Source organism: Marivita sp. S0852 (assembly GCF_046591575.1).
GTDB lineage: Bacteria > Pseudomonadota > Alphaproteobacteria > Rhodobacterales > Rhodobacteraceae > Marivita.
Window position 1 is genome coordinate 42,240 of record NZ_JBIQWA010000004.1, and the last position, 12,398, is coordinate 54,637.

Annotated in this window: 10 protein-coding genes; 8 read left to right on the forward strand and 2 right to left on the reverse strand. The window is 59.1% G+C overall.

Annotated features, from left to right (window positions below):
• Positions 1 to 152: 152 nt before the first annotated feature.
• From ACG74X_RS09260 to glmM, 4 genes are all read left to right on the forward strand, one after another.
• Positions 153 to 788 carry a cell wall hydrolase gene (locus ACG74X_RS09260; RefSeq protein WP_411234285.1) on the forward strand — a complete coding sequence of 212 codons (636 nt, stop codon included), beginning with the start codon at positions 153 to 155 and terminating at the stop codon, positions 786 to 788.
• A gap of 124 nt (positions 789 to 912) precedes the next feature.
• Entirely contained in the window at positions 913 to 1,839 is a 927-nt protein-coding gene (locus ACG74X_RS09265) for a dihydroneopterin aldolase (RefSeq protein ID WP_411234287.1), read from the forward strand.
• A 39-nt stretch (positions 1,840 to 1,878) separates the two neighbouring features.
• A complete protein-coding gene (gene folP, locus ACG74X_RS09270; protein ID WP_411234289.1) occupies positions 1,879 to 2,889 on the forward strand; it encodes a dihydropteroate synthase in 1,011 nt (336 codons plus the stop codon).
• Positions 2,889 to 4,232 carry a phosphoglucosamine mutase gene (glmM, locus tag ACG74X_RS09275; RefSeq protein ID WP_411234291.1) on the forward strand — a complete coding sequence of 448 codons (1,344 nt, stop codon included), beginning with the start codon at positions 2,889 to 2,891 and terminating at the stop codon, positions 4,230 to 4,232. Before folP ends, glmM begins: the two co-directional genes overlap by 1 nt.
• Positions 4,233 to 4,260: 28 nt before the next feature.
• On the opposite strand, the gene ACG74X_RS09280 is transcribed toward glmM, so the two are convergent.
• Both ACG74X_RS09280 and proS read right to left on the reverse strand, forming a co-directional pair.
• Positions 4,261 to 5,202: a serine hydrolase domain-containing protein gene (locus tag ACG74X_RS09280; protein WP_411234293.1), complete on the reverse strand. Its 942-nt coding sequence runs from the start codon at positions 5,200 to 5,202 to the stop codon at positions 4,261 to 4,263.
• A 49-nt stretch (positions 5,203 to 5,251) separates the two neighbouring features.
• A complete protein-coding gene (proS, locus tag ACG74X_RS09285; RefSeq protein WP_411234981.1) occupies positions 5,252 to 6,595 on the reverse strand; it encodes a proline--tRNA ligase in 1,344 nt (447 codons plus the stop codon).
• A 239-nt stretch (positions 6,596 to 6,834) separates the two neighbouring features.
• On the opposite strand from proS, the gene ACG74X_RS09290 reads away from it, so the two are divergent.
• From ACG74X_RS09290 to ACG74X_RS09305, 4 genes are all read left to right on the forward strand, one after another.
• On the forward strand, positions 6,835 to 8,304 hold the full coding sequence (locus ACG74X_RS09290; protein WP_411234294.1) for a sensor histidine kinase: 1,470 nt from the start codon (positions 6,835 to 6,837) through the stop codon (positions 8,302 to 8,304).
• An 88-nt stretch (positions 8,305 to 8,392) separates the two neighbouring features.
• Positions 8,393 to 9,460 carry an AI-2E family transporter gene (locus tag ACG74X_RS09295; RefSeq protein WP_411234295.1) on the forward strand — a complete coding sequence of 356 codons (1,068 nt, stop codon included), beginning with the start codon at positions 8,393 to 8,395 and terminating at the stop codon, positions 9,458 to 9,460.
• A gap of 13 nt (positions 9,461 to 9,473) precedes the next feature.
• Positions 9,474 to 10,157 carry a chromosomal replication initiator DnaA gene (locus ACG74X_RS09300; protein ID WP_411234297.1) on the forward strand — a complete coding sequence of 228 codons (684 nt, stop codon included), beginning with the start codon at positions 9,474 to 9,476 and terminating at the stop codon, positions 10,155 to 10,157.
• A gap of 54 nt (positions 10,158 to 10,211) precedes the next feature.
• On the forward strand, positions 10,212 to 12,386 hold the full coding sequence (locus ACG74X_RS09305) for an RNA degradosome polyphosphate kinase (protein ID WP_411234299.1): 2,175 nt from the start codon (positions 10,212 to 10,214) through the stop codon (positions 12,384 to 12,386).
• Positions 12,387 to 12,398 lie beyond the last annotated feature (12 nt).

Genomic DNA, 12,398 nt, shown 5'->3' on the forward strand with positions numbered 1-12,398 from the left:
ATTGCGAAACGGGCAACGGCTTTGCACATGATGCATGGCCGCTAAGCTTGTGGAAAAACTAAATATTCGATAACAGGCCTGTCGATTGTGCGGTGCTGCCATAAACCCTGCATTAAGCCGCCACCCCTAATGTTGCGAGATAAACACTCGGCATGACGAGACTGTTTGCGATGATCCTTGCCGCGGCAACGTTGGCAACGCCAAGCTTGGCCGATCGGACGAAGGAAGCGGCACAAACGCTTCTGCAGCAGGAACAAACCGGATTGGCCGCTGCTGGCCAGTCGCACCTGACCTCTTTGGTCACACCCGCGTCCCGGTCTTCTGCGATCTACACCACTTCCTGGCTGAACGCGCAGAAAAAAGCATCCGGTGGCGCGCAATGGGAATGTCTGGCCGAGGCGCTTTATTTCGAAGCGCGCGGCGAAACCATCAAAGGCCAGTTCGCCGTTGCAGAGGTGATCATGAACCGCGTCAAAAGCGGTCGGTTCCCCGACAGCGTCTGCGCCGTGATCAATCAGGGCACGGGCCGCAAATACCAGTGCCAGTTCACCTATACCTGTGATGGCATCCCCGAACGTGTGCACGAACCTCGGGCCTGGGAACGGGTTGGCAAGGTTGCCAAAGCCATTCTTGACGGGGTCGCGCCCCGCAATTTGACCGATGGTGCCACGCATTATCACACAACTGCGGTCAATCCACGCTGGTCGCGGACCTATACCAAAACGGCGTCGATTGGGGTGCACCTGTTTTACCGCCACACCTGGCGCGTCAGCAGCAACAACAGCTGAACCTGCCCCATCCGTCCGAAGTGTTGAAATGTCGCCTGTGACCGCACAAAAGTCACTGAGCGGCATTTTCGTTTGTGGCGCACTCTGATAGCGCAGCAGCAATGATCATACTGCGGGGTGTCCCATGAGTTCTGAAGTTAGACTGGCGTTCGCGCACCCATCCGAGCGCGCCATTGCAACCGCCGGGGATGGCCCTGTCGATCGCATCTCTTTGCGCGATCACATCGTCGAGGTTGAAATCGGTGCCTTTCAGGCAGAACGCGGCACAACCCAGCGTATTTGCTTTAATATCGTTGTCGAAGTCCAAGCGATTATTGGACAAATTGATGACGATGTCGATCGAATCTTGTCCTATGACCGCGTGACCGAAGCCATTGCAGCCGAACTGGCTGCCGAGCGCCTGAACCTGTTGGAAACGCTGGCCGAGCGGATCGCAGAACGCATCCTGCTCGAACCGCAAGCCCTGCGCGCGTTTGTGCGTATCGAAAAACTGGATCGTGGCCCTGGTGCGCTTGGGGTCGAGATAGTACGGTCCCGCGACGATCTGCGCGACTTGCCACAGGACGCCGCCACCGAAAGCCCTCATCCGCGCGTGGTCTACCTGTCCAATGCGGCGATTGTTTCTGAACATATCGGCGCGTGGATTGATCAGTTGTCCGCGCAACCCGCGCCCTTGATCTTATGTGTGGGCCTGCCTGACGGGCCGCGCCCCGAAGTTGCGCACCGGCTGGCACAGCGCCGCATTGACCTGCTGTCGATTGAACAGAACGGATGGGTTCTTTCGTCAAAGGATGACCGCTGCAAAGTAGTATCGACACGGACCGAGCTTGATTGGGCGATGAAGAACGACCAGGTTTGCGTCTGGGCCCCGTCCAAGATCGTGCTGGACGCGGTCGATGGTCCAGAGGCGGACCTGACCGACGGTGTTGACCTGACGGCATGGTTTGCCGCCGAAATGGGCGCGCGTGAACTGGTGATTGTTGGGGCGGACCTTCCCGATGGGGCCAATGTTACAATTCGCGCCGCAGGGATTGGCAAAAGCGTGCTTTAGATGCTTGTCAAACCTGCCCGTGCGCTTCATTCACAGGCCATGAAAACCTACTATCGCCCCATGCCCCGTCTGGGGCCGCATGTTCCAAAAGACGCAGTGCCGCTTGCCGGTGGGTGGCTTCGCTTTTCGGACGTGGCAGCGCTCCGCCGTGGACAGGCACCTGAAGTGATCTCTGTCCGCGATCTGCCGACCGAAATCCTTGACCATCTGACGGCCCCCCGTGCCCCGATTGCCGGGTGTGACATGGGGCGGCCCCATCTGATGGGCATTCTGAACGTCACCCCGGACAGCTTTTCCGACGGTGGGCGCTTTCTTTCTCCTGATGCGGCCATTGAACAAGCCCGCGCGATGACAGAGGCCGGAGCCACATTTGTCGATGTCGGCGGCGAAAGCACTCGCCCCGGTGCCCAAACCGTGCCCGTCGACGAAGAAATCCGCCGGGTCGAAACACCGATCCGAAGCATCACAACTGAGCTGCGCGTTCCGGTGTCGATCGACACGCGCAAGGCGGCTGTCGCAGAAAAGGCGTTGGATGCCGGAGCGGTTCTGGTCAATGACGTGTCCGGATTCACGTATGATGCGGCCCTTGCGGCTGTGTCGGCAGATCGCAAGGTGCCAGTCTGCGTCATGCATGCACAGGGCGATCCGCAAACGATGCAGGCGGCACCCCGCTATGACGATGTGCGCTTTGATGTGTACGATTTTCTTGAAACGCGGATTGCGGCCTTGACCAAGGCAGGCATCGCGCGAGATCAGATCGTCGTCGACCCCGGCATCGGGTTTGGCAAAACCAAAGAGCACAACCTGGCTCTGTTGCGCGATATTGCCGTGTTTCATGCGCTTGGCTGTCCCATTCTGTTGGGAGCGTCGCGCAAGAAATTCATCGGAACGCTGACAGGCGCAGATGTTGCGGATACACGTATGCCAGGATCGGTGGCTGTCGCCCTGCACGGGGCGGCGCAGGGCGTGCAGATTTTGCGCGTGCATGACGTGTTGGAAACCCGTCAGGCGCTTACCCTGTGGGACGCGGTAGAATTTGGAGACCCCTGATGGCGCGTAAGTTATTCGGAACCGACGGCGTTCGCGGCACGGCGAATATCTATCCCATGACCGCCGAAATGGCGCTTCGGATCGGGGCCGCCGTTGGACGGCATTTTCGCCGGGATTCCAAAGGGGTGCATCGCGTTGTTATCGGAAAGGATACACGTCTTTCGGGATATATGTTTGAAAATGCGCTAACCGCCGGGCTGACCGAAACCGGTATGAATGTTCTGCTGCTTGGCCCGGTGCCCACCCCCGCGGTCGGGCTGTTGACACCCTCCATGCGCGCCGATCTTGGGATCATGATTTCAGCCAGCCACAACCCGGCACAGGACAATGGCATCAAGTTTTTCGGTCCCGATGGCTTCAAACTGTCCGATGCGGATGAGGCCGAACTGGAGGCGTTGATAGAAACCGGGGTCAGCCCCGCCAGCGCTGAAAATATCGGGCGGGCCAAACGCATTGATGACGGCCGGTTCCGTTATCAAGAGCGGGTGAAATCCACATTTCCAAGCGGTATGCGGTTGGACGGGCTTAAAGTGGTGGTCGATTGCGCCAATGGGGCCGCCTACAAGGCCGCGCCAGAGGTCTTGTGGGAGCTGGGGGCAGATGTTGTCCCGCTTGGCACCACGCCGGACGGGACCAATATCAATCAGGGGTGCGGGTCCACCCATCCGCAACTGGCTGCCGCCGCTGTGGTGGCGCATGGCGCGGATGTGGGCATTTGTCTTGATGGCGATGCTGACCGCGTGATCCTGATTGATGAAGCCGGTCAGGTGGCCGATGGCGATCAGATCATGGCGCTGATGGCGGCCCGCTGGGCCGAAGAGCAGCGATTGCGGGATGGCGTGCTGGTGGCGACGGTGATGTCCAACCTTGGGCTGGAGCGGTTTTTGGATGCCCGCGGATTGCGTCTGGAGCGGACTGGCGTGGGGGACCGCTATGTCGTCGAAGCGATGCGACGCGGGGGGTGGAACCTGGGCGGAGAGCAATCGGGCCATATCGTGATGACCGATTTTGCAACGACCGGAGACGGGTTGATGGCCGGTCTGCAGTTTCTGGGCGAGATGTGCCGCACAGGACAACCGGCCAGCGTGTTGGCCCGCAATTTTGATCCGGTGCCGCAATTGTTGAAAAATGTCCGCTACGATCCAAGTGCCACACCGCTTGAAACAGCAACTGTCAAATCAGCGATCGCTCATGCAGAGTCGCGTTTGACTGGCACTGGTCGCTTGCTGATCCGCAAATCCGGAACCGAACCCGTGATCCGCGTCATGGCCGAATGCGAGGATGAAACCCTGCTGGCCGAGGTTGTGGACGCGATTGTGGCAGAGGTGGCAGCGGCAGCCTGACCGGCGGTGACCGCCCAACGACAGGGCGTCACGGCCCAGCAAGTGTGCTGCCAAGGCTGTCGGCGATATCCGCAAATTTGGCCGGGTCCGCGATCGGCACGTCATATCCCATCGCTACGACGGCCCCAAAGGGGTACACAACCGCAAAAGCGCCGGTTTTCGGGCCAAAGGGAAAGGCCAGCGCACCGGCGTGCGACAGCCGCAGACCATTGCGTTCGGTGGCATAATTCATGCCCAACCCGTAATAGCGTCCATCTGCCCTTTGAATATGCGGCCGCGTCAAAAGATCCGCCCCACCCCTGCCCTGCGATCCGAACCAGTGGTACAACAGCGTGGCGTGATCCTGCATCGTCATGCGCCAGCCCCCCCAAGCCCCAAACGCCCCGAAACGCGGAGACAGCGCGCCTGACACACCCGCCGGATCAAGCACACGGGCGCGACAGGCGTCTTCGTAGGTCTGGCCACTTGCCAGTTCGATGATCCGGCCAAGAAGAGCATAATTTTCGTTGCTGTAGGAAAACGTGCCACGGGTTCCCTTCTGCTGGCGACGCTCCAGCACAAGGTCTGTCACATGCGCGTGCCGAGGGGTGTCTTCGTTCAACCAGAACCCCATGCGCAGCTGGGTTGTATCCTGTCCGATGCCGGCACTGTGGGTCACAAGCTCGGCCAGGTTGGCATCAAAGGCGTCCTGCTGCACGGCCTCGGCCAAAGGCATGTCCCAGCGCAAAAGGCCGTCATCCACCAGCGACGCCACACAAAGCGCCGTGATCGCCTTGGAATTCGACGCAAGATCGACAGGCCGATCCGCGTGATCACTATATGCGGTTAGCCCATCCAGAAGGACCGTGATGGACGTGTCACTAGCCCCTTCGGCACGCGCCCAGTTTTCAAAAAGCGCAACCGGATCAGACGCCGCAACCGGCGTTGCCGCACAAAGGCCAAACGCAAGGCGTGCGAGAAAGCGTTTCATGCCAGCAAGGTAACAATCCCTGCTGGATCGATTCAAGGGACAGCCGCGATCAGGCCTGCGCTTTTTCGTAAATGGCGGCGACCCGCTGAAGCGCCGCTTCGGGCGGCAGCTCTTCGCTTTCACCGGTGCGGCGCGAGGTAAGTTCGACCACACCGTTCTTAAGCCCGCGCGGACCGACCGTAATGCGCCAGGGCAGACCGATCAGGTCCATCGTGGCAAACTTGCCCCCGGCCCGTTCGTTGCGGTCATCATAGAGCGGCTCAAGTCCAAGTGCCGTCAGGCTGTTGTAAAGCGCCTCACATGCAGCATCGGCCTCTGCATCGCCCTGTTTGAGGTTCACAATCCCACAATGGAACGGGGTCACACCTTCGGGCCAAATGATGCCGTTGTCATCATGACTGGCCTCGATGATCGCGCCCAACAAGCGGCTCACCCCGATGCCATGGCTGCCCATGTGCACCGGAACGCGGTTGCCGTCGGCATCCGCCACGGTGGCACCCATCGCATCCGAATATTTGGTGCCGAAATAGAAGATCTGGCCAACCTCGATGCCCCGTGCGGTGCGGCGGCGGCTCTCGGGAACCTTGGCGAATTCCGCTTCGTCGTGGGTTTCGTCGGTGCGGGCATAGCGCGAAGTGAATTCTTCGAGCACGGCGCGGCATTGGGCGTGATCAGTGTAGTCGATCTCGCGGTCGCCGAATTTCAGATCGGTGATCTCGCTGTCATAAAACACTTCGGATTCACCGGTTTCGGCAAGCACAAGGAATTCATGCGTATTATCGCCGCCTATGGGGCCGCTGTCGGCGCGCATCGGAATCGCTTGAAGCCCCATGCGTTCATAAGTGCGCAGGTAGCTGACCAGATGCCGGTTATAGGCGTGCAGCGCGTCCTCTTTTGTCAGGTCGAAATTATATCCGTCCTTCATGTAAAATTCGCGCCCGCGCATCACGCCGAAGCGCGGGCGGATTTCGTCGCGGAATTTCCACTGGATTTGATACATCGTCAGCGGCAAATCCTTGTAGCTGCTGACATGGGCGCGGAAAATATCGGTGATCAGTTCCTCGGCCGTGGGCGTAAACAGCATGTCGCGCCCGCCGCGATCCTTGATGCGCAACATCTCTTCGCCATAGGCGTCATAGCGCCCGCTCTCGCGCCACAGATCGGCGGACTGGATGGTCGGCATCAGCATCGCCAGATGGCCGGCGCGCGCCTGTTCCTCGTGCACGATATCCTCGATCTTGCGCAGCACCTTATAGCCCAGAGGCAGCCAGGAATAGATGCCTGCGCTGGCCTGTTTGATCATCCCGGCGCGCAGCATCAGACGGTGGCTGACGATCTGGGCCTCGGCAGGGGTTTCTTTCAGAACAGGCAGGAAGTAGCGGGACAGGCGCATTTCGGCTCTCTCATGTGGTGTTTGGGCTGTCCTAGCGGGTTGGTCAGGGTCCGGCAAGAGCAGCGGCATTTAATCCGCTCCTGCCCCGTTTGTCGCAGCGCTTACCCGGCTGACCGCTGTGACCCTAAGTGATGCGGCAATGGGCAGGACGGCGCCGCCGCGCCGGTTTACTGGCTTTACCTGATCCATCAGCAGCCGTAAAATTCTCGTGACGTATTGATTTTGGGGCGGATTTTTAAGTGTTTGAGTACCAAAAGCACGCGGCCATTCCCGATGATCTTGGCGAAATCCTGGGAATCGGCCTTGAGGCGATGCCGTTTGCGGCGCTTTTATTTCGCCCGGATGATGATCTGACCCTGCTGTGGCGCAACACAGAACATGCAAAGATGTCGGGGTCACTCGGGTTGGATATCACCGGACGGGCCATGTTCGACGCGTTTCCGCCCAGCGCTGACTCGGATGCGTCGGAGGCAACGAACTATATTCGGGAGGCTGTTCGGAACATCCTGAACAGCGGAGATCCACAGGAAACCGGCCCTGCCCGATTTGATTTGCTCAATGACGAGGGCCAGTATGTCGAGCATTACTGGCAGATGCATTTTTCTCCGATCCGAAAGGCAGGAGACATTGTCGCGATCCTGCAAACCGCGCAGAATGTGACGGATGCCACGTTGCAGGAACGGCTGGCGCAATCACATCGCCGTGCCGCGACGTTTTCAGCATCGGTCGCCTATTTCAGCTTTGATCCGCAGACGGATCTGTTTGAACGGCACGAAGCCATTGATGCCATGTTCGGATTTGAACCGGGCGAGGCCGGGCCATATGCAACGCCTTTTTTCGCCAAGGTGCATCCAGACGATCTTGAGGCTGTCAATGCAGAGGTGACGCGTGTGATGGGCGCGCCTGAGGGCGAAATCGCCTCGTTTGATTACCGTGTTCCGATGCCGGACGGCACCCAGCGGTTTCTGCGCATCCGTGGGGAAATGGCAACCGATCCGGTAGACAGGCGGTCCAAGCTTGTGGGAACATTTGTTGATCTCACGGATATCGAAAATGCCCGCCTTGATCTTGAGCACGCTGTCCGCGCCCGCACGTCGCTGATGGAAGAGGCCAATCACCGGATCAAAAACAGTCTCCAGATCGCCATGTCGTTATTGCGGCTGCAAGCGCGGACCTTGATGTCGGATGACAGCCCGGCCGCAGAACGCGCCAAGGCGGCCCTGAGCGCGGTAGAAGCGCGGGTGCGCGCGGTGTCGGATGTGCATGCCGCCATTCAGATCGACGGACACGAGGCAAAAACCGACCTGATCGCCTTGTTCAGCCGACTGGTCAGCTTCACGCGCAAAAGCTCTGAACATTCCGAGGCCACATTGCGCTTTGATGCACCGGACATCCCGGTTTTCGTCAAAAGCGACACGGCGGTCGCGCTGGGGCTGGTGATCAATGAATTGCTGACAAATGCGATCAAACACGGGCAACCGTCGAAAGAGGCCCCGGTGACGATGACCTTGTTTCAAGCGGCGAATGACCAGATTGAAATCGTCGTTGAAAACCGGCACGGGCTTGGCAGCACTGCGTTCGAGATCGACTCCTCCGGTATCGGCGAGCGATTGGTTCAACAATTCGCCGACCAGATCGGCGCAACCGTAGAGCGCACGCAGGACGCAACAAGATATACCGCCCGCATCATTCTGCCCCCCGAGGTCTAGGGCGCGCAGGCAATTCTGCATCACGCAATTTTCCTTGAAACCCCTACCGCAAAAGACGATGTAAGAGCATCACAACAGGGCGAAAATGATGTCACTCCACGCACGGGATCAACTGAAATACTGGGGCATTGCGGCCGTCATTTTTGCCGTCACGCTATGGTTTCTTGGCGATGTACTGTTGCCGTTTGTTCTGGGTGGGGCGGTGGCCTATTTTCTTGACCCGATTGCTGACCGGCTGGAAAAGCTGGGCCTGTCGCGCATTGCGGCCACCGCATTGATCACCGTGGTGGGCGTTTTCGCCTTTGTCATCCTGCTGCTTCTGGTGATTCCCACACTGATCGAACAAGCGGTGGATCTGTTCGAGGTCGCCCCCACCCTGTTCACCAATCTGCGCGACGCGCTGAGTGCGCGGTTCCCCGGCATCATGGATGTGGACAGCCCGCTGCGGCAATCGCTGGTGTCGGTGGGCGAAACAATTCAGGCGCGCGGCGGAGAGCTTTTGAACACGGTCCTCAGCTCGGCTGCCGGGATCATCAATGTTGTGATGCTGTTTGTGATCGTGCCCGTGGTTGCGGTGTATCTGTTACTTGACTGGGACCGCATGGTCGCCCGCATCGACGACCTGCTGCCGCGCGATCATGCGCCCACGATCCGGAAACTTGCATCCGACATTGATAATACACTGGCCAGCTTTATCCGCGGGATGGGCACCGTTTGCATCATTTTGGGCACCTATTACGCGGTTGCCCTGATGATGATCGGGCTGCAGTTCGGCCTTGTTGTCGGGTTCATTGCGGGTCTGGTGACTTTCATTCCCTATCTGGGGGCGCTGATCGGCGGGGCCTTGGCGATTGGGCTGGCGCTGTTCCAGTTCTGGGGGGACTGGCTGTCAATCGGGCTGGTTGCCGGAGTGTTCGTTCTGGGCCAGGTGATCGAGGGCAATGTGCTGACGCCCAAACTGGTAGGTTCGTCGGTCGGTCTGCATCCTGTCTGGCTCATTCTGGCGTTGTCGATCTTTGGCACCTTGTTCGGGTTTGTGGGTATGCTGGTGGCTGTTCCTGTTGCGGCGGCCCTTGGTGTGATTGCGCGCTTTGCGACGGATCAATATACCTCAAGCCGCCTGTATCGCGGGTTCAGTGATCAGGACACCAAGTAACATGCCGCACCAGATGAAGTTTGACATTCCCGCGCGTCCCGCGCTGGGCCGCGGTGACTTTTATATTACTGAAAGCAACGCAGTGGCGCTTGGCCTGGTGGACACCTGGCCCCATTGGCCGTCGGGCAAAATTGTTCTGGTGGGCCCGCACGGATCGGGCAAAACGCATCTTAGCCATGTCTGGTGCACCGAAAGCGGTGGCCAGCGGATTGCATCGCGCGATCTGGCCCATGCCGATATCGCCGCCCTCTGCGAGGGACCGATCTGTGTCGAGGATGTGGAGCGCGTCGCAGGCGATGCGGCGGCCGAACAGGCCTTGTTTCATCTGCACAATCTGGTTTTGGCCAACGGCCATACCCTTTTGCTGACCGCTGCGACCCCGCCCAGCGGGTGGAAACTGGATCTTGCGGATCTGGCCAGCCGCATGACGGGCACCACGGTCGCCAAAATGAGCCCGCCAGACGATCTTTTGCTTTCGGCGGTGCTGGCCAAGCTGTTCTCTGATCGCCAGATTGTCCCGATGGCGGATGTGATCCCGTATCTGGTGCGCTGGATGCCCCGATCTTTCGAAGCGGCAGGCCAGGTGGTGGCGCATCTGGACAGGGCGGCATTGGGCACACCCAAAGGTGTGACACGCAACCTGGCCCGGAGTGCTTTGGCTGACCTTGAATTCCGGGAGGAAACCGCGCCAGAATAGGCTCTGATCCTGCCGCGCCATCCAACTGGCACGATCCATCGAGAAGGGATGCCCATGAACAGCGCCGACTTTCTGAACGCCACCCGACCCGACCCGACCCCCCTGCCGGATCTTGACCTGACCGGACCGGGGCGGTTTGTGAACCGTGAACTGTCTTGGCTTGGCTTTAACTGGCGGGTGCTGGAGGAAGCTGAAAATCCCCGGGTTCCCCTACTGGAGCGCCTGCGCTTTCTGTCGATTTCGGCCACAAATCTGGATGAATTTTACACCGTCCGCGTGGCTGGTCTGCGCGAACTGGCCCAGGCGGGCAACACAACCCCTGCGGCCGACGGACTGAGCCCGGCCGAGCAATTGGTCCTGATCAACGAAGACGCCCGCAAATTGATGGCGTCCCAACAACGCGTTCTGGCGACATTGCTGGAACAGATGCAGGCAGAACATATTTCGGTGCTGGGCCGGGATGACCTGTCAAAGACAGATCTGGCCGATCTCGAAGAGGCTTTTCTAAGCCGGGTTTTCCCGGTCTTGTCGCCTCTGGCCATTGATCCGGCACACCCCTTCCCGTTCATCGCCAACAACGGGTATTGTCTTGCGCTTCAACTAGAGCGACAGAAAGACAAATCGCCCCTGCAGGCCTTGTTGCCGATCCCGGCACAGGTGGAACGCTTTGTTGCGCTGTCCTCTGATCCCGGTGAACACCGCTTTATCATGCTCGAAGACGTGCTGCTGCTGCATTTTGACCGGCTGTTTCCGGGCTACAAGCTGCGCGATCATTTCGGATTTCGGGTGCTGCGCGACAGCGATATCGAAGTCGAGGAAGAGGCCGAGGATCTTGTCCGCGAATTTGAGGTCGCCCTGAAACGCCGGCGGCGCGGCGAAGTGGTGCGTCTGACCATTTCCAAAGGTGCGCCAAAAGGCCTGCGCGAAACCGTGATGCGCGAATTGCGCGTGCGCGATGACGACGTGATCGAACTGACCGGTATGATCGGCGCGGCTGACCTCAAAGAGCTTGTTCTGGATGAACGGCCCGATCTTCTGTGGCCGAATTTCGCGCCCAGAGTGCCCGAACGTGTGCAGGATTTCGACGGCGATATGTTCGCGGCGATCCGGCAGAAAGACATGCTGCTGCACCACCCTTACGAGACGTTTGATATGGTGGTGCGCTTTCTGGCGCAGGCAGCACGTGATCCGAATGTCGTGGCGATCAAACAGACCCTGTATCGCACGTCGAACCAGTCGCCCATTGTCGCCGCGCTTTGCGAAGCAGCCGAGGATGGCAAATCCGTAACCGCACTGGTCGAATTGAAAGCCCGCTTTGACGAGGCCGCCAATATCCGCCAGTCGCGCCGTCTGGAACGGGCGGGGGCGCATGTGGTCTATGGGTTTTTGGAATGGAAAACCCACGCCAAAATCTCGATCGTGGTGCGCCGCGAAGGTGACAAGCTGGTGACATATACCCATTTCGGGACAGGAAATTACCATCCGATCACGGCCACCATCTACACGGATCTGAGCTTTTTCACCTGCGACGCCAAACTGGGCCACGATGCGACCAAGGTCTTTAACTACCTGTCCGGCTATGCGGAACCAGAAGGGCTTGAGAACCTTGCAATCTCGCCGCACAGCCTGAAACCAAAGATGCTTGAAATGATCGAGGCCGAGATCAGCCATGCCCAAGCGGGCAAACCCGCGCAAATCTGGCTCAAGATGAATTCGCTGATCGAACCGGACATGATTGATGCGCTTTATGCCGCATCGCAGGCCGGGGTAAAGATTGACTGTGTTGTACGCGGCATTTGCGGGTTGCGACCGGGGGTCGAGGGGCTGAGCGAAAACATCCGGGTGAAATCCATCGTGGGCCGGTTTCTTGAACATTCGCGGATCATCTGCTTTGGCAACGGACACGGCTTGCCGCATAAAAAAGCACGGGTGTTTATGTCTTCTGCGGATTGGATGGGACGCAACCTCAACCGGCGGGTCGAAACATTGGTCGAGATCGAAAACCCCACCGTGAAAGCACAGATCGTCAGTCAGATCATGGCGGCCAATCTGGCGGATGTGGCCCAAAGCTGGATCATGACACCCGGCGGCACATTTGACCGAACCACCTGGAATGAAGGGGAATTCGCGTTTAATTGCCACCGGTTCTTTATGGAAAACCCGTCCCTGTCCGGGCGCGGGTCGGCCGGAGCGTCAGATGTGCCAAAACTGACCCATACGGATGAATAGACGCGCAAACAG